General features: G+C 71.9%; 11 protein-coding genes. 4 read left to right on the top strand and 7 right to left on the bottom strand.

The annotated features are described in order from the left end of the window. Positions 1-68: 68 nt before the first annotated feature. Both AB0J55_RS03135 and AB0J55_RS03130 read right to left on the bottom strand, forming a co-directional pair. Positions 69-1,064: an ABC transporter permease gene (locus tag AB0J55_RS03135; protein ID WP_364241990.1), complete on the bottom strand. Its 996-nt coding sequence runs from the start codon at positions 1,062-1,064 to the stop codon at positions 69-71. Beyond that, positions 1,064-1,987, bottom strand: coding sequence for an ABC transporter permease (locus AB0J55_RS03130; protein ID WP_364241987.1), 924 nt, complete (start codon positions 1,985-1,987; stop codon positions 1,064-1,066). The genes AB0J55_RS03135 and AB0J55_RS03130 overlap by 1 nt, the downstream gene beginning before the upstream one ends. Before the next feature lie 206 nt (positions 1,988-2,193). Here AB0J55_RS03130 and AB0J55_RS03125 point away from each other — a divergent pair, with 206 nt between their 5' ends. Next, positions 2,194-3,837: a phospholipid carrier-dependent glycosyltransferase gene (locus AB0J55_RS03125; protein ID WP_364241984.1), complete on the top strand. Its 1,644-nt coding sequence runs from the start codon at positions 2,194-2,196 to the stop codon at positions 3,835-3,837. 76 nt (positions 3,838-3,913) lie between these two features. Beyond that, complete coding sequence (locus tag AB0J55_RS03120) at positions 3,914-4,747, top strand: radical SAM/SPASM domain-containing protein (protein ID WP_364241982.1); 834 nt, start codon at positions 3,914-3,916, stop codon at positions 4,745-4,747. A gap of 3 nt (positions 4,748-4,750) precedes the next feature. Here AB0J55_RS03120 and AB0J55_RS03115 read toward each other — a convergent pair whose 3' ends face one another. Next, entirely contained in the window at positions 4,751-7,156 is a 2,406-nt protein-coding gene (locus AB0J55_RS03115; RefSeq protein ID WP_364241979.1) for a tetratricopeptide repeat protein, read from the bottom strand. A 307-nt stretch (positions 7,157-7,463) separates the two neighbouring features. Here AB0J55_RS03115 and AB0J55_RS03110 point away from each other — a divergent pair, with 307 nt between their 5' ends. Beyond that, complete coding sequence (locus AB0J55_RS03110) at positions 7,464-11,108, top strand: glycoside hydrolase family 3 C-terminal domain-containing protein (RefSeq protein WP_364241976.1); 3,645 nt, start codon at positions 7,464-7,466, stop codon at positions 11,106-11,108. 3 nt (positions 11,109-11,111) lie between these two features. Here the strand turns inward: AB0J55_RS03110 and AB0J55_RS03105 are convergent, their stop codons facing one another. Together AB0J55_RS03105 and AB0J55_RS03100 are read right to left on the bottom strand one after the other, a co-directional pair. Continuing rightward, positions 11,112-12,716: a tannase/feruloyl esterase family alpha/beta hydrolase gene (locus tag AB0J55_RS03105; protein ID WP_364241974.1), complete on the bottom strand. Its 1,605-nt coding sequence runs from the start codon at positions 12,714-12,716 to the stop codon at positions 11,112-11,114. 12 nt (positions 12,717-12,728) lie between these two features. Beyond that, complete coding sequence (locus AB0J55_RS03100) at positions 12,729-14,096, bottom strand: MFS transporter (RefSeq protein WP_364241971.1); 1,368 nt, start codon at positions 14,094-14,096, stop codon at positions 12,729-12,731. Between the two features lie 144 nt (positions 14,097-14,240). Here AB0J55_RS03100 and AB0J55_RS03095 point away from each other — a divergent pair, with 144 nt between their 5' ends. Then, positions 14,241-15,971, top strand: a complete 1,731-nt coding sequence (locus AB0J55_RS03095; RefSeq protein ID WP_364241968.1) for a GAF domain-containing protein — start codon at positions 14,241-14,243, stop codon at positions 15,969-15,971. Here AB0J55_RS03095 and AB0J55_RS03090 read toward each other — a convergent pair. Continuing rightward, positions 15,924-17,567 (bottom strand): long-chain fatty acid--CoA ligase, encoded by a 1,644-nt coding sequence (locus tag AB0J55_RS03090; RefSeq protein ID WP_364241965.1) that lies wholly within the window; start codon positions 17,565-17,567, stop codon positions 15,924-15,926. The genes AB0J55_RS03095 and AB0J55_RS03090 overlap by 48 nt on opposite strands. Before the next feature lie 153 nt (positions 17,568-17,720). Continuing rightward, positions 17,721-18,662, bottom strand: coding sequence for a GH25 family lysozyme (locus AB0J55_RS03085; RefSeq protein WP_364241962.1), 942 nt, complete (start codon positions 18,660-18,662; stop codon positions 17,721-17,723).

Genomic DNA, 18,662 nt, shown 5'->3' with positions numbered 1-18,662 from the left:
TCGCCCCGGGCCGGGGGCTCCGCCACCCGGAACCCCCGAAAAGCGGCCTGAGTTTCATCGTGTCCCCTTCAGACGAGGCGGGCCCGCGGATCGAGCGCGCCGTAGCAGAGATCGACCAGGAAGTTCAGGACCGTGACCAGCAGGGCCGAGAACAGCGTCACGCCGAGCAGCACCGGCAGGTTGAGCGAGGCGATGGCGTCGACGAGCAGCCGCCCGACCCCGGCCATGCCGAAGATCCGCTCGGTGATCACCGTCCCGGCCAGCAGCGAACCGAGGTCGACGCCGAACACCGTGACCACCGGCAGCAGGACGTTGCGCAGCGCGTGCCGTCCCACCACCTTCCGCTCGGTGAGCCCCTTCGCCCGCGCGGTGCGGATGTAGTCCTCGCCGAGGGTCTCCAGCATCTGGCCGCGGGTCAGCCGCGCGTAGATGGCGGCGTGCAGGAAGGCCAGCACGAACCACGGCAGCACGAGGTGCCAGGCCCACTGCACGGGGTTCTCGGTCAGCGGCACGTACCCGTTCTTCGGGACGACGTCGAGCGCGAAGGCGAAGATCGTGATGCCGATCATCCCGGCCAGGTAGGCGGGCATCGAGACGCCGGCCATCGCGGCGGCCATCGTGATCCGGTCGGCCGCGCTGCCGCGGCGCAGCGCCGAAAGCACGCCCAGGCCGACGCCGGCGACGATCCAGATCGCGGCCGCACCCAGCGCCACCGAGAAGCTGACCTCGATCCGGCCGCCGATCTCGCTCAGCACGTCGACGTTGTTCTGGAAGTCCCAGCCGAAGCAGGGCGCGGTGCAGTGGATCGCCGCGGCGCCGACCCCGAACGTGCGGCCGCCGAAGATGCCGCCGAGGAAGTCGAGGAACTGCCGGTACCAGGGGACGTCGTAGCCCATGAACTCCCGCGCGAGCTGCAGCCCCTCGGGCGAGCAGGGGCGGCCGCACGCCATCCGCGCCGGGTCGGCGGGCAGGATGTAGAACACGACGAACGTCACGAACGCGACGACGAACAGGACCAGGAGCATCCCGGCGAACCGGGTCGCCGCGAACCGGGCGGTGCGCATCAGGCCGCACCTCCGGAGCGCGGGTCGAGCGCGTCGCGCAGGGCGTCGCCGACGACGTTGAACGCCAGCGTGATCAGGAACAGCAGCAGCCCGGGGAAGACCAGGTACATCGGGTCGGTCTCGAAGAAGTCGATGGCGGCGCTGATGGTCCGGCCCCAGCTGGGGGTCGGCGGCAGGACGCCGACGCCGAGGAACGACAGGGCGGCCTCGCTGCCGATCATCGACGGCACGGTCAGGCTGGCGACGACGATGACCGGCGCCCACAGGTTGGGCAGCAGCTCCTTCGTGAACACGTGCCACGGCCCGGCGCCCACCACCCGGGCGGCGGCGACGAAGTCGCGCTGGGCCAGGCTCAGCGTCTGGGCGCGGACGATCCGGGCCACCCGCGGCCAGCCGAAGAGCCCGAGGACGGCGATCAGCGTCACCTGGCGCGGGAAGTCCACCGGCAGGACCGCGCCGAGCGCGATCATGAAGATCAGGTACGGGAAGCCGAGGATGACGTCGGCGGTCCACGTCACCACCCGGTCCCACCAGCCGCCGAGGTAGCCGGCGCTGACCCCGGCCACGACGCCGAGCACGGTGCCCAGCGCGGTGGCACCCAGCCCGACCAGCAGCGACGTCCGCGCCCCGTGCGCGACCAGCGCGAAGAGGTCGACGCCGGTCAGCGGCTCGACGCCGAACCAGTGCGTGCCGCTCAGCCCGCCCAGCCTCCCGGCCGGCAGGCCGGTCGGGCCGAGCGTGCCGATGTCCGGGGTCAGGCTCTGCCCCTCGGCCAGGACGAAGAGGTCGGCCGCGGCCGCGAGCAGCACGATGACGACGATCAGGACCGCGCAGACGGACGTCCACCGCCCGGAGCGGACGGCACGCCACACCGCGGCGGGCAGGGAACGCGCCGCCGAGGGCGGCAGAGCGGGGACGGACACAACACCTTCAAGGTTCAGCCGATCGAGTGACGATCGAGGACTTTAAGGAGTTCGCGCGTGATCGATCCACTGTCTCGTAGGGTGGGACGATACTTGCTTGCGCCGCCCGTGTCATGGGAACGGAGATCGACGGCCGGCAGAACCACCGCACCGGCCGAGCGTCTAATGGAGGCGATGCCCCCGAGGACGGAAGGACGTGCTGCGGGTTGTCCCTCTTGGTCGACCGGCCGCCCGGCAGCGCCGAGGCGCCTCCGGAGGCTCTGCCGCCGAAGGGCCGCCGGCGCTGGTGGTACGCGCTCGTCGTCGTGGCGCTGCTGGCGGAGATGGCGATCGCGATGATCACCACCGCCGTGGAGCAGTCCCCGACCATCGACGAACCGGTCTACGCGGGCACCGCAGTCGTGTACCTGGAGCAGCACAGCCTGCGGTACAACCCCGAGCACCCGCCGCTGGGCAAGCTGGCCGTCGCGGCCGGGCTGGCCTTCACCGGCGTGCACCTCGACCCCGGCTTCACCGGCGACCAGACGCAGCTGGGCCGGCACGTGCTGTACGAGTCCGGCCAGGACCCGGGCCGCCTGCTGCTGGCGGCCCGGTTGCCGGTGATCGTGCTGACGCTGCTGTTCGGGCTGGTCGTCTTCCTGTTCGCCCGCGACCTGACCGGCCAGGCCGGCGGCCTGGTCGCGCTGGCGCTGTACGCGTTTTCCCCGGACGTCATCGCGCACGGGTCGCTGGCCACCCTGGACGTGCCGGTGGCCGGGTTCCTGGTGACGTCGGCGTGGCTGGTGTGGCGGGCCCGGCGGCGTCCCGCGCTGTACGTCCCGTTGACGGGACTCGCGCTGGGTGCGGCCGTGGCCACGAAGATGAGCGGGCTCGCCGCGGTGCCCGTGCTGCTGCTCCTGGTGGTCGTGTCGGTCCGGCGGGCGCCGGTCGGTGGTCCGAAATGGCTTCGCGCGATCGGGGCGGCGATTTCCGTGGCCTTGCTGGCGATCGCGGTCGTGTGGGCGTCCTACCTGGTCGTCGATCCGCAGCTGCGCTGGACGGCACCCCCGGGCCTGCCGCCGTTCCACGGCGTGCGCGCGCTCGCGGCGTGGCTGCCGCTGCCGGAGCCGTACCTGGCCGGGATGCGCATCCAGTTCGGCTTCGAAGACCAGGTGTGGACGACGTTCCTGTTCGGCACGCAGCACACCGGAGCCCTGTGGTACTACCTCCCGGCGGCGCTGCTGGTGAAGACACCGTTGGGAGCATTGGCGTTGTGGGCGGCCGGAGCCGTGACGCTGGTGACGGTCCCCCGCCTGCGCCCGGCGGCGTGGTACGTGCTGCTGCCTGCGGCCGTGCTGCTGGCGGCGGCCATGACGGGCAGCCGCGACCTCGGCGTCCGGTACGCGGTGTTCATGCCGATGTTCCTGGCCATCGCGGCGGCCGGCGTGGTCGCCCTGCGGCACCGGTGGGTGCGCATCGCGGCGGCGGCGCTGGTCGTGTTCACCGCGGCGAGTTCCCTGCGGACGTTTCCGTACTACTTGCCTTACTCGAACGAGGCTTTCGGCGGCCCGGAGGCGACGCACCGGCACCTGCACGATTCGAACGTCGACTGGGGTCAGGACTTGCGGCGGCTGGGATCCCGGTACGCGGGCTCGCGGGTGTGGCTGGTGTACAAGGGCGCCGGGGTGCCTTCGTACTACGGGATCGTCGCGGCGGACCCGTTGGCGGTCCCGGCGACGGAGGTGCACGGGCTGCTGGTGGTGTCGGATTCGGCGGTCGCCAAGGCGGACGGGCGGCTGGCCGAGCTGATCGCGACGAGCACCCCGATCGACGAGGTGGGCCACGCGATCACGATCTACCGGCGGCCGTGAGGAACTGGACAACCGTTCCGCGGCCATTGACCCTCCGCGAACTACCTGCGACCCTTCGTGCACGCGCTCTCGCTCTGTGGCCGGGGAAGGGGAGAGACCGATGCCAGCCGGCACGCGCATCCGATCGCTCGCACTGGAACTGACCGGGCGTTGCCAGCTGTCCTGTGCCCACTGCTACGCCGAGTCGTCACCACGCGGCGGGCACGGTTCCATGACCGGCGCGGACTGGCGGGAAGTGCTGGACACGGCAGCCGGATCCGGCGTGACGGCGGTGCAGTTCATCGGCGGCGAACCGACTCTGCACCCGGAGTGCGCGAGCCTGGTCGAACAGGCACTGGCGTCGAGCATGCAGGTCGAGGTGTTCACCAACCTGGTGCAGGTCAGCCGATCCTGGTGGGCGCGCTACCTGCTGCCGGGGGTGTCCGTGGCAACGTCCTACTACACGGCGGATTCCGCGGCGCACGACGCCTTCACCGGCCTGGCGGGCAGTCACGCCCGGACGCGGGCGAACATCGCGGAGGCCGTGCGGACGGGGGTACGGATCCGGGTGGCGGTGGTCGGATCCGGTGCGGTGGCGGACCAGGCGTGCGCGGACCTGACCGCGCTGGGGGTCGAGAAAGTCACGGTGGGCCGGTTCCGCGAGATCGGCCGTGGCTCCCGCGGCAACCGCCCGACGGCCGCCGAACTGTGCGGTCGATGCGCCCAGGAAAGCGCGGCCATCGACCCGTTCGGCAACGTATCGCCCTGCGTGATGGCGCGGTCGATTCACGTCGGAAACGTCCGCCGGGAGGCGGTCGACAAGATTCTTGCCGGACCGCGGATGGCGGCGATCTCCGCCCGCTTCGCCAAGCGGAACGGCGGCAGCGACTGCCCGCCCAATCCGTCCGGCCCTCAGTGTTACGGCGGTTGACGCTCAGTCGAGCAGCCCGGCCAACCGTGCCGAGTAAGCCTGCGTCAGCGGATCGGCATAACCTTCGAACAGGTCGTACGCCTCTTGCCGGCACGCCCGCGCTTCGACGGCATCCTCCTCCGCAAGGGCCGCACCGAGGTTGTCCAGAGCGACCGCGAGCTGCCACCGGTCGCCGAGATCCCGGAGAATCGCCACCGCACGGCGGTGGAAAGGCACGGCGTCCGCCGCACGGCCGAGGCCCTGGTACGCCTCCCCCGTGCCGTCCAATGCGACAGCTTCCCTGACCGGGCTCTCGAGCGCCCGGTGCAGCGTCGTCGCCCGCTGGCAGGAGATGAGCGCGTCGTTGAACAGGCCGTTGAGCCGTTGGATCCGGGCATACTCGAGGAGCACCCAGCCTTCGTTGCGGTCCTCGTTGCGAGTGCGCGCGAGTTCAAGCGCTTTCTCGGCCGATTCGAGCGCTTCTCCTCTGCGGCTTTCCGCCGAATCGGCCTGTGCCCGGGCCAGCACGACGAGCGCGACCAGTTCCCGCCGCTGGTCGCCGAGTTCCCGGCTCAGCGCGAGGCTCCGGCTCGCGGTCTCGATCGCCTCCGGGTACCGGCCCGAACCGCAGTACGCGTCCGCGAGGTTGAACAGCGCGGTCGCCTCGCGCTCGGGATCATCACGGTCGCGCGAGAGCGCCAAGGCCGACTCCAGTTGCTCGACGGCTTCGGGGAACCTGCGTTGCATGAGGAAGAGCACCCCGAGCATGTTGACCGACAGCAATTCCCCTTCGCTGTCGCCGATTTCGCGGCGGAGCGCCAGCACGTCCCGGTGCACGCGCACGGCGTCGTCCAGCCGATGCTGGGCGGAGTAAGCGGTTCCGAGGGCGAACAGCGCTTCCGCCTCAGCCAGCCTGTCGCCGTCCCGGCGTGCGGCACTCGTCGCGGTCTCGATGACCTGTAGCCGGTCGGCGATCGTCGCTTCCCGCGTGAAGTACGGTCGCAGCATCAGCGCCAGTTGCCAGGAAACGCGGTGCAGCCCGGATTTCTCCGCGGCTTGGACGGCGGCCAGGAGGTTGGACCATTCGACTTCGTACCACCGCGCGCCGTCGAGGTAGGCCGGGAAGGTGGGCACCGCCGAAGGAGCCGGAAGCGCCGTCGGCGGGAGGAGCCGGACCGGTGTGCGCATGGCTGTACCGGCGGCGTGGGCGACGTGCAGGTACCACGCCAGCACCCGGCTCAGGGCGGCATACTGCTCCTCCAAGGAGTCTTGGTGGTGGGCTGCGTTCGTCGCATACGCGCGCAGAAGATCGTGGAATTCGTAGCGATCCGGCCCGGTCTGCTCGATCAAGTGGACACCGCAGATGGAATCCAGCAGCCGGCGGGCGTCCAGCACCGTGACGCCCGCCAGCTCGGCCGCCGCCTGGACGCTGAACTCGGGCCCGGGGTGCAGGCCGAGCAGCCGGAACATCCGGGCCGCGTCGACCGGAAGCGCCCGGTACGACCAGGCGAACACCGCGCGCACGCCATCCGCTTCTTCGCCGTCCTCGGCGGTGAGGGCGTCCCAGAGCCCGGATTCGTCGCGCAGGTCCTGGATGAGCTGCGCCAGCGGCATCCACGGCCGGGTCGCGGCCCGTTCGGCGGCGATCCGCAGCGCCAGCGGCAGGCAGGCGCACAGCCGGGCGAGCTCGGCGACGTCGGCCGGATCGTCCTCGCCGCGGTAGTCCGCGGTGATGGCGGTGATCAGCTCGACCGACTCGGATTCGGGCAGAACTTCCAGGGTAACGCGCTGAGCACCGTCGCGGGCCATGAGCCCGGCGAGCCGGCTTCGGCTGGTGACGACGACCCGGCAGCCGTCTGCGCCCGGGATGAGGGGCCGTACCTGACTGACGCTTTCGGCGTTGTCCAAGACGACCAGGACGCGACGGTTGGCCAACAACGACCGGTAGAGAGACGCCTTGGCCTCCAGGTCGGCGGGAATGCGGGACGGGGGTACGTCCAAGGCGCGGATGAATCGGTCAAGCGCCTGTTCGGCGGTAATCGGAGTACCCGGATCATAACCGCGGAGGTTCACGTACAACTGACCGTCGGGGAATTGGTCCTGCGTGCGATGCGCCCAGCGGAGTGCCAACGCCGTCTTACCCACCCCGGCCGTTCCGACGATCACCGTGAGGTGCGCGGCTTCCGGGCCGAGCGGGAACAGGGCGGTGTCCAGCCGGCCCAGTTCCGCGGCCCGGTTGACGAATCCGCGGACGTCGCCCAGCAATTGACGAGGCACGTCACGCCGCTCTGGGCCGGAACGGTGAAAGTGCACGCCTCCGCTGACATCACGCGCCTGGACGACATCACTGGCTGTGCCGGACAGCTCCGATCGGGTGCCGTCCATGGGAACCGGTACCGCCTTGTCGGCGTTCCTGTTCATCGGGTTCATCGTTCCTCCGCAGGTCGATGCAACCGAACCTCCACCGTAGGGCTTCGTCGGCGGCCCGGCGAGGCCTCAAGGATTGAGGTCGCAAGAACGCGACACTTGTTTCACCCTGCCGTGGTCCCGGTTCGACCCCGCACTACGGAGTCCGCCCCTCGTGCGCGTGAAATTTACAAAATCTCTCCGATATTTCCGCCGACGCGACCTCGGGCTCGTCACCGGCTCCTTGCCACCCCCGCGGAACGGCTGCTAACGATGACGGGCGGACCAAGCCGCAGCTGATGCGCCATCGACCTTCTGTGACGGAGATCCGATGTCCTTGCTCTCCCCCGGCCGGCGGCTGACCGCCACCGCGCTCACCGCGGCGATCGCCGCCGCCACCTTCGTCGTTCCCGCCGCCGCGGCGGACGTGCCCGCCAACCTTCCCGTCTACCGGGACACCCGCTACAGCTTCGCCGAACGGGCCGCCGATCTCGTCTCCCGGATGACGCTCCCCGAGAAAGTCCTGCAGCTGCACACCAACAGCGCACCCGCCATTCCGCGGCTCGGGGTGCAGCAGTACACCTACTGGAGCGAAGGCCAGCACGGGCTCAACACGCTCGGCGCCAACACCGATCACGGCACCGACACCGGCGGGGTGCACGCCACCAGCTTCCCCACCAACCTCGCGAGCACCATGTCGTGGGATCCCGACCTGCTCTACCAGGAGACCACGGCGATCTCCGACGAAGCCCGCGGCATGCTGGACAAGTCGCTGTGGGGTGTCGCGCAGAACAACATCGGGCCCGACAAGAACGGGTACGGCTCGCTCACCTACTGGGCGCCGACCGTCAACCTGGACCGGGATCCGCGGTGGGGGCGGACCGACGAGGGATTCGGGGAGGATCCCTTCCTCGTCGCGAAGATGGCCGGTGCCTTCGTCAACGGCTACCAGGGCCAAACCCCGTCCGGCCGGCCCATGACGCCGTACCTCAAGGTCGCCGCCACCGCCAAGCACTACGCGCTCAACAACGTCGAGAACGACCGGCACGCCGACTCCTCCGACACCACCGACGCCAACATCCGCGACTACTACACCGCCCAGTTCCGGTCCCTCATCCAGGACGCGCACGTGTCCGGCCTGATGACCTCCTACAACGCCATCAACGGCACCCCCGCACCGGCGAACACCTACACCGCCAACGCCCTCGCCCAGCGCACCTACGGCTTCGACGGCTACACCACCTCCGACTGCGGTGCGGTCGGTGACGTCTACGCGCCGGGCAGCCACAACTGGGCGCCGCCCGGCTGGACCACGACCACCGCCGGGGCCGCGACGCAGTGGGCGAACGCCGCCACCGGGCAGCGGGTCTCCGGGGCCGCCGGTGGGCAGGCCTACGCCCTGCGCGCCGGCACCCAGCTCAACTGCACCGGCTCCGAAGCCACCGTGGCCAACGTCGAGGAGGCCATCAAGGCCGGTGTGCTCTCCGAAGGCGTGCTGGACAACGCGCTGGTGCACGTCTTCACCACGCGGATGCAGACCGGCGAGTTCGACCCGCCGGACCGGGTGGCCTACACGAAGATCACCAAGGACCAGATCCAGAGCGCCGCGCACCACGCGCTGGCCGCGAAGGTCGCCGCGAACTCGCTCGTGCTGCTCAAGAACGACGCCGTGCCCGGCACCGGGAAGCCCCTGCTGCCCGCCGATCCGGCGAAACTCGGCACCGTGGTCGTCGTCGGTGACCTCGCCGGCAAGGTCACCCTCGGCGGCTACTCCGGCGAACCCGCCGTCCAGGTGAACGCCGTGCAGGGCATCACGGCCGCCCTCAAGGCCGCGAACCCGGCCGCCACCGTCACCTTCGACGCGTGCGGCACGTCCACCGGCGCCACCACCGCGGCGAGCTGCGCCGCGCCGACCCTCGAAGCGATCAAGGCCGCCGACCTCGTCGTGGTGTTCGCCGGCACCGACGGCGCCACCGCCACCGAGGGCAAGGACCGGACCAGCATCGCCATGCCCGGCAACTACGACTCCCTGATCGACCAGGTCAAGGCGGCCGGCAACCCCCGCACCGCGCTCGCCGTGCAGGCGGGCGGCGCCGTTTCCCTCGGCCACGCCGGGACCGGCGTCCCGGCCGTGGTGTTCAGCGGCTACAACGGGGAAAGCCAGGGCACCGCGCTCGCCGACGTCCTGTTCGGCAGGCAGAACCCCAGCGGGCACCTGAACTTCACCTGGTACGCCGACGACACGCAGCTGCCCGACATGAAGAACTACGGCCTGACCCCGTCCCAGACCGGCGGGCTCGGCCGCACCTACCAGTACTTCACCGGCACGCCGGCGTACCCCTTCGGCTACGGGCTTTCCTACACGAACTTCGCCTACTCGCATGTGCACGCCGACACCCGGCACGTCACCGCGGACGGGCAGGTCACCGTGCACGTCGACGTGACCAACACCGGCAGCACACCCGGTGCCACGGTCGCCCAGCTGTACGCCGCCACGGCGTTCGGCGTGCCCGGCGTGGAACTGCCGCGCCGGCGCCTGGCCGGGTTCCGGAAGACCGACGTGCTCGCCCCCGGCCGGACCCAGCACCTGGCCATCCCGGTCCGGATCAAGGACCTGGCGCTGTGGGACGAAGGAAAGCACCGCCAGGTCGTCTACGACGGTGCCTACCGGTTCGGCGTGGGCGCCGACGCCGACCACCTTTCCGGCACCGCCACGGTGGCCGTCAGCGGGGCCATCACGCCGAAGACGCGGTCGGTGACCGTGCAGCCCGGCCAGGTCGTCTTCGCGCCGGGCGCGCGGCTGGACCTGACCGGCCGGAACCCGTGGATCGCCGACGACACCGCCCAGGCGGACCGGCACGTGCCGGCCGACCACGTCGTCGAGGCGGTGCGCGACGACCAGTCGTTCACCGACCTCGCGCACGCCCGGATCGGCTACCGCAGCAGCGATCCGCGCGTGGCCCAGGTCAGCCGGACCGGCCAGGTGACCATGGTGGCGCCCGGCGTGGCGACCATCAGCGTCACGGTCGACGGCGTCACCGGCACCACCCCGGTGGTCGTCAAGCAGCCGTTCACGCTCACCGCACCCGCCCAGGTCAAGGCGGGCACGACCTACCCGGTCACCACCACGCTGCCGAACCCGGCAGGCGCGCGGCCGCTGCGGGACGTGACCATGACGCTCGACGTGCCCGCGGGCTGGACCGTGAAGGCCACTTCGCCGGCCACCTTCGCCGTCGTTGCCGCCGGGCAGACGGTCAGCACCACCTGGGAGGTCGGTGTGCCGGCCTCGGCGCAGCCCGGCAAGTTCGCCCTGTCGGCGCAGGCCACGTTCACCTCCGCCAACGGGCGGGGCACGTCCGTGGACGCGACCACCGTGCTGCTGCCGCACCCGCCGTACCCGTCGCTGTCCGCGGCCTACAACAACGTGGGCATCAGCGACGACGCCACCCCCGGCGCGGGCAACTTCGACGGCGGCAACGCCAGCTTCTCCGCGCAGGCGCTGGCCGCGGCGACGCCCAGCCTCACGCCGGGGGCCACGTTCACCCACGACGGGCTGACGTTCACCTGGCCGGACGCCCCGCCGGGTGGCCGGGACAACGTCGTCGCCGGCGGGGTCGCCGGCGGGCAGACGATCGCCATCTCCGGCTCCGGCCACACCCTCGGCCTGATCGGCGCGGGTGACTACGGCAGCCCGAGCGGCACGGCGACGGTGACCTACACCGACGGCACCACCGAGTCCCATTCGGTGAGCTTCGCCGACTGGTGGGCCAACGCGGCCACCGGCGGCGACATCCTGACCACGCTGCCGTACCTGAACAACAGCAACGGGCGGCTGAACCAGCAGGTGAGCCTGTACTACGCGCCGATCCCCTTGCAGCCCGGCAAGACCGTGCAGTACGTGACCCTGCCGGACGTCAGCGACGGAGCGAACATGGGCACGGCGGCGATGCACATCTTCACCATGGCGATCGGGTGAGCCTCACCGGGCACAGGTGAAGCTCGTGGCGCGGTCCGGGTCACCCACCCGGTACCGCGGCCACGCCGGGTACTCGCAGAGGGGGCGGGTGCGCTGGTGGGCCAGGTCGGTGACCACCTGGTTCGCCGGTGCCCGGCCCTGCTCCACCCACCGTTCGAGCGCCGTGAGCGAGTCCCAGCCGGCCGCGAACGCCGGAGTCCCGAAGTTGGCGTGGTTGGCCCCGGGCACGACGTAGTAACGCAGGAACTCGCTCACCCGCGGCCCCACCACCGCACGAACCCGCTCGTAGTAGTCGCTCGTCGAGTACGGCGAGACCAGTTCGTCCGCGGCGCCGTGGAGCAGGATCAGCTTCCCGCCGGCCCGGGCGAACGGGCGCAGGTCCGCGTTGTTGCGGTCCTGGACGGCGGACAGGGCGCTGATCCGGCCGAGCCACCGGCCGGGGTGGCGGGGATCCACGTCCAGTGCGTCGTGCGCCGGGTCCCGGGTGAGGAAGTACTTGACCCACTGGGCCCAGTACTGCATCCCGTAGCCGCTCGTCACCGGCATCGGATCGGCGGGCGCGGTGGTGCCGAAGCCGAGGAACGGCGTCCGCATGTCCGCTCCCGCCAGGAACGGGAAGCCCGGGTAAGCGGTTTCACCGCTGGCGATCCGGTACGGCCACCGGAACGGGGACGACATCGCCTCCACCGCGCCGATCTGCGGATCGGACAGGCAGCCCGGCCCGGCGTCCGTCCCGTTCGGACAGCGCAGCGTCCGCGGATCGAAGCGGCAGCGAGGATTCGAGACGACCTTGTCGGTGACGCCGTCGGCACCGTCACACGCCTTGATGACGCTGTCGTAGAGGAGCGTCTGCTTCCCGGGTCCGGGGAAGGCTCCGGGACGCGACAGGATCTGCGTCAGGTAGCCCAGGTCCAGGACCTCGGCGAGGTTGTTCCACGCCGGGTAGGCCGAAATCACGCCGTCGAAGGCGGCCGGCCACCGCTGGGCGACGACGAGCGCTTCACGGCCGCCGGTCGACCCGCCCGCGAAGAACACCTCGGCGGGTGTCGCCGCGTAGGCGTGCCGGATGAGGAACAGGCTCGCGTCCCGGGTCTTCTTGAGGGCGTCCCCGGCGGCGAAGTTGGTCAGGGCTTCGTCGTTCAGGCCGAAGGACCCGTCCAGGGACGGCGGGGACGCCGGGTTCTGCTGGTGGCCGGAGTCGCTCGCGAAGGTCGCGTACCCGCGGGCCAGCGGGGCCGGCCGGTCGGCGGGACCGAACGGCACGTTCGCCGTCACGTCGGGGATCGTCCCGTTGAACCCCCCGCCGCCGAACATCAGCGCCCTGTGGTTCCACGCGCGAGGCAGGGCGACCCGCAGTTTGATGGCGGGTGCGGCCGGGTCGACGGGGTAGAGGTCCGCGTCGACCCGGCAGTACTCCACGGGACCGGTCACGACGGACACGGCCGTGACGCGGCCGCCGGTGGTCGGCAGGCTCATCACCCGCGCCGGGATGGCCAGCCCGGCGAGCCCGGCGCAGTCCATGGCCGCCGGGGCCGCCGCGGCGGCGGGCGCGGCGGAACTCGCCGCCAAGACCACGGCCGCCGAAACGACGAACTTGCGCGTTCTCATCGCGGCTCCTTCTCAGTGGAGGTGCGCGCCCGGGACGGCGTGCGGGTCGGCGCGGACTTCGGCGGGGTTCGTCTCGGGCAGGAACCACGCGCTGGCGAAGGTGATCAGCCCCATCGCCGTGATGTAGAGGGCGACCGGCCAGGTGCTGCCGGTCTCCGCGATCAGCGCGGTCATCAGGAACGGCGTACCGCCGCTGACGATGATCGCCGACAGCTGGTAGGCCAGTGACGCACCCGAGTAGCGGACGGCCGGGGCGAAGAGCTCGCCGAGGAAACTCGCGATCGGGCCGTAGGTGAGGCACTGGAACACGAAACCCACCGTCACGGCGACGAAGATCAGCGGCAGGGACGCGGTGCCGACGAGCCCGAAGTACGGGAAGCCCCAGGCCGCCACGCCCAGCCCGCCGACGAGGATCAGCGGCCGCCGGCCCACCTTGTCCGAAAGGTACCCGGACCACGGGATGGTCGCGAGCATCGCCGCGGAGCTGAGCAGCACGACCGCGAGGAGCGCGTTGCGCTTGAGCCCCAGCGAACCGGTGCCGTAGCTCAGCAGTCCGGAAATGCTGACGTAGAACAGGCTGTTGGTGGCCGACAGCAGCCCGCAGCCGAGCAGGATGGTGCCCCACCGGCGGCGGACGACCTCGGCCAGCGGCGCCCGGACCACCGGCTTCGACGTTTCCCGCTGCAGGGCCCGGAACTCCGGCGTGTCCTCCACCTTGGCCTGGATGTAGAGCACGACCGCGAACATCACGACGCTGAGCAGGAACGGGATGCGCCAGCCCCAGGTGAGGAAGGCGGCGTCCGGCATGAGGGCGCTCGCGGCCACGAAGATCAGGTTGGACAGCACCACGGCCACCGGAACGCTGGTCTGGCCGAAGGTGCCGGCGAACCCGCGCCGCTTGGGCCCGGCGGACTCGGTCAGCAGCAGCACGATGCCGCCCCACTGCCCGCCCGCCGCGAGTCCCTGGACGAACCGCAGGACGACCAGCAGGATCGGCGCCAGTGCCCCCACCGCCGCCGCGCTGGGCAGGCAGCCGATGAGGAAGGTCGCGGCCCCCATCAGGGCCAGGCAGCCGACGACGACCGGCTTGCGCCCGTACCGGTCCCCGAGGTGCCCGGCGAGCACCCCGCCGATCGGCCGCGCCACGAACCCGGCCCAGAACGTGCTGAACGCCAGCAGCGTCCCGGTCAACGCCGTCGCGTGCGGGAAGAACACCTTCGGGAACACCAGCGCGGCCGCGGTGCCGTAGAGGAAGAAGTCGTACCACTCGATCGAACTGCCGACGAGGCCCGCCGCCAGCAGTTTGCGGAAGGCCCGGCGCCGGGTGGCGGACACCGCGGCTTCGGACTGCCCTTCGGGCTGGGTGAGCGGGATGGCCATGGGTGCCGCCTTCGTCGATGAGCGCCGGCAGGTGATGGCGGTCATGGTAGGGCGCCGTTACGCTGCGACCGGAGGTGTGGACCACCCACTCCTGCGCCCCGCACGGTGGGGCTTTCGCCCACCCCGAACCCGGAGGATCGCGCCGTGACCAGTGGCTCGCCCGGACGCCGCGAGCGTGAACTGGCGTCGTTGTACGCGACCGTCAAGTCGCTCACCGCGCTCGGTGAGCTCGACGAGGTCCTGCAGTCGATCGTCCACCACGCCCACGACCTGATCGGCACCGACTTCACCTACCTCTCGCTGGTCGGCGCGGACGGCCGGCTCTCGGCCCGCGCGTCGGACGGGACGATCTCCGCGGAGTTCCTCGCCGCGACCATCCCGGCCACGGTCGGGCTCGGCGGCAAGGTGCTGGCGTCCAAGAGCCCGCACTGGGTGCGCGACTACGCCACCTCGACGCGCATCCGGCACGATCCGGACTTCGACCGCCTGGTCGGTACCGAGGACCTGGTCGCGCTGCTCGGCGTTCCGCTGGTGATCCGCGGCGAGGCGGTCGGCGCCCTGTTCGCCGCGGACCGCTCCGAACGGTCGTTCCAGGCCGAGGAAATCGCGCTGCTCAACGCGTTCGCCGATCACGCCGCCGTCGCGCTCGACAACGCCCGGCTGTACGAGGAGAGCCGGACCGCGCTGCGGGAGCTGCGGGTCGCCTACCGGAAGATCGAACGGGCGCAGGCGATCCACGAAGCCCTGACCGGGGTCGTGCTCGGCGGCGGGACACCCGGCGACGTCGCCCAGCACCTCGCCGGCCAGCTGGGCGGGTCCGTCACGCTCCTCGACCGGAGCGGGGCCGTTGCGGCGCACCGGGATTCGGCCTCCGGGCCGGTCGACGGTCCATTGGGGACGGACCTGGCCGGAGCCGTCGAGGAGGCCCGCCGGACCGGCCGCTGCACGACGTCGTCCGGGGCCGGCGGCACCGACCGCAGCGTGGCGGCGATCCAGGCCGGCGACAGCTACCTCGGCGCGCTCGTGTGGAGCCGGCAGGCGGCCGCGCACGACGACACGGACCTGCGGACCCTCGAACGCGCCACGCACATCCTCGGGCTGCTCATCCTCAAGGAGCGGGCCGTGGCCGAGGCGGGCGAGCGGCTCAGCGGCGAGCTCCTGACCGAGCTCCTGGTCGGCGGGCCCGGGGCCGGTCCGGCCCAGCGCGCCCGCGCCCGGGCGCGCGGCATCGACGTCGACGCGCTGGACCTGGTGCTGGTCGCGGACTCCCCCGCGGTGTCCCCGGCCGATCTGGCGCGGCACCTGCACGACCTCGCCCGTGACCGCGCCGGGCTGGCCGGCGAACACCTGGGCCGGGCCACGATGATCCTGCCGGGCGCCGACGCCGACCGGACCGTCGCGGAAGTCCACACCGGACTCCGGCGCTCGCTGGGCGGCCCCGTGCTCGTCGTCGGGGAACGGGCGGACGACCACGACTGGGCCCGCGCCCACGTCCTGGCCGGCCGCTGCAACGCCGTGCTGCGCGCGCTCGGGCACACCGACCTGGGCGCCACCACGCGGGAATACGCCTTGTACGCCTTGGTCTTCGACCCCGGGCGGGCCGGCGAGCTCGACCGGTTCCTCGCCGGCTCGATCGGCGCCCTCCTCGAGTACGACGCGCGGCGGGGCACCGACCTCGTCGGCACGCTCGGCGCGTACTACCTCCACCGCGCCAACGTCGCCGCGACGGCCCGTGCGCTGCACCTGCACGTCAACACGCTGCTCAAGCGGCTGGACCGGGCCGGTGCCGTGCTCGGGTCCGGCTGGCGCCACGAGAACGACCTGGAACTACAGCTCGGCCTCCGGCTGCACCAGCTCCGCGCGGTCGCGTCCTGACGCCGCGGCCGAATCGCGCAGGGCGGCCTTCGAGATCTTGCCGGTGCCCGTCTTCGGCAGGCCGGGGACCAGGACGACTTCGTCGGGCAGCCACCATTTCGCGACCCTCGGCGTGAGGTGCGCCAGCAGCTCGCCGCCCGTCGTCACGCTGCCTTCGCGCAGCACGACGTAGGCCACCGGGCGTTCCATCCACCGCGGGTCCGGGCGGCCGATCACCGCCGCTTCGACGACGTCGGGGTGGGCCGTGATGGCGCTTTCCAGCTCGACCGAGGAAATCCACTCGCCGCCGGACTTGATCAGGTCCTTCATCCGGTCCACCAGCCGCAGGTAGCCGTCGGCGTCGATGGTGGCCAGGTCGCCGGTGCGCAGCCAGCCGTCGGCGGTGAAGCTGCCGCCGTCGTCGACCCGGTAGTAGCCTCCCGCCACCCAGGGGCCCGCCACCTGCAGCTCGCCGACGGCGACGCCGTCGCGGGGCAGCTCCCGGCCGGTCTCGACGTCGGCGATCCGCACGTTCACCAGCGGCAGCGGCTGGCCCTGGGCGGCCCGCACGGCCACCCGGTCCGGCTCCGGCGCGGACCGGTGCTGGGTGCGGGTGCCGCCGATGGCCCCGACCGGGCTGATCTCCGTCATGCCCCACGAGTGCGTGATGGGCACGCCGATCGCGGCGCGGTAGGTCTCCGACAGCGCCGGCGGGACGGCCGAGCCGCCGCCGAGCAGGAACCGCGTGGCCCCGAGGTCGTGGTCCCGCAGGCCCGGGGCCAGGCCGGTCCAGACCGTCGGGACGGCCCCGGCGACCGTGACCCGCTCGGCCGCCATCAACCGCAGCAGGTGGTCCGGGTCGGCGGACGGCCCGGGCAGCACCAGGGACGCGCCCGCCAGCATCGCGCCGTAGGGCAGGCCCCAGGCGTTGGCGTGGAACATCGGCACGATCGGCAGCACGACGTCGCTCTCGCAGAGCCCGATCAGGCCCGCGGCCAGGGTGCCCAGGGCGTGCAGGACCGTCGACCGGTGGCTGTAGAGCACCCCCTTGGGGCGCCCGGTCGTCCCGGACGTGTAGCACAGGCCGGACGCGAGGTGCTCGTCCGCGAGCGTGAAGGTGTCCTCGAACGAGCCGGTGAAGGGCGCGGCCGCGGACACCAGGTCGTCGTAGTGCAGGATGCGGGGGTCGGCCGGGACCGGCGTGCCGCTGTCGTCGGGCAGCACCACCCAGTGCCGCACGCCCGGCAGCCGGCCGGCGCTCGGCCAGATGCGGGGCAGCAGCGCGCGGTCGACGAACACGACGTCGTCCTCGGCGTGCCCGACGATGTACTCGAGGTGCTCCGCCGGCAGCCGGATGTTGATCGAGTGCAGCACCCGTTTGGTGGCCGGGACGGCCAGGTAGAGCTCCAGGTGCCGCCGGTGGTTGCTCGCGAAGGTCGCGACCCGGGCGCCGGCCGGGACGCCGAGGGTGTCCAGCGCGGTGGCGAGGCGCCGGGTGTGGCCGGCCACCTCGGCGTAGGTCAGCCGCCCCTCGCCCGCCGTGACGACTTCCTTGTGCGCGAAGAGCCGCTCGGCACGCTCCAGGATGTGGGCGATGGTGAGCGGTCGTGGCTGCATCAACCCGTCCATGGCACCCCTTTCGTTCGGGTCGCCAGTGACTGTAGGAGCGGTTCCGGCCGCGAAGAGAGGGCGGAACCGCCCACTCGTCCGGCCCCTCCGGTGGTGATCACCTCCACGCCGGCGGGCCGTGGGCCCGCCCCGGGCAGCGCGTCAGGCCGATGTGCCGAGGCGCTCGACGAGCATCTTCCGCACCTCGTCCGCGATCTCGCCGCCCGCCGCCGTGGCCACGGTCCGGGTCACCGCCGGGACCAGGTCGGCCACCAGCTTGCCCTCCAGGGCGTCGGCGAGCTTCTGGGCGTCGACCGGGTGCTCCGGGCTGTCCGTGATCAGCTTCGTGATCGCGTCGAGCGACGAGCCGAGGGCGGTGAGCTTCGCGTCCATGTCCTTGATGAACGCGGCGTAGTTGCGGTTTCCGTTGACGTCGAAGACGTTCCCCCACATCAGGTGGGCGAAGTCGTCGCTGGTGAAGGGCATGGCGGCCTCCGGGCCGAGGTGGTTTCCGGTGTAGGACTCGTCGAAGTCGACCGCACCCGCCGAGCCGGGGAGGGTGCCGCCGCTGGTGTACTGGTGGACGTCGTAGCGGCCCGGGTACCGGCCCGGTCCGGGTGCTTCCGGGCGGGCGCCGTAGCGGGCGATCACGATCACCAGGCCGGGCACGTCCCACCGGTCCGGCCGCAAGGCCGCCGCGAAGGACGCGCTCAGGTAGACCGCCGGGCGGAAGCCCGCCGCCGCGATCCGCCGGCAGAACGCCGTGGCGAACTCCGCCGCCACCGCGTCCGGCCGGAACGGGGCCTCGAGGTCCAGCAGCGGCACGACCCCGGTCGCGCCGAGCCGCCGGACCTCGCCGGCCAGCACGTCCGCCTGCCGCTCCGGGCCGGGCGCGAGCTGCGCGTAGTGGTAGCCGCCGACGGGGATGCCCCGCGCCTTCGCGCCCGCCACGTGCGTGTCCGGGCGGTAGACCAGCCCGCGTTCCACGTGCTGGTAGGGCGCCCCGCCGCCGGACACCTTGACCCAGGCGAACGCGACGTCGTCGACCTGGTCCCAGCGCAGGCCGCGTTGGTAGAAGGGGTGGACATCGGTGCCCCTGGCCAT

Origin of the sequence: Amycolatopsis sp. NPDC049688, from assembly GCF_040674975.1 — a bacterium.
Taxonomy (GTDB): domain Bacteria; phylum Actinomycetota; class Actinomycetes; order Mycobacteriales; family Pseudonocardiaceae; genus Amycolatopsis.
Note: the sequence above shows the minus strand (reverse complement) of the source record. Positions and strands in the feature narration are given on the sequence as shown.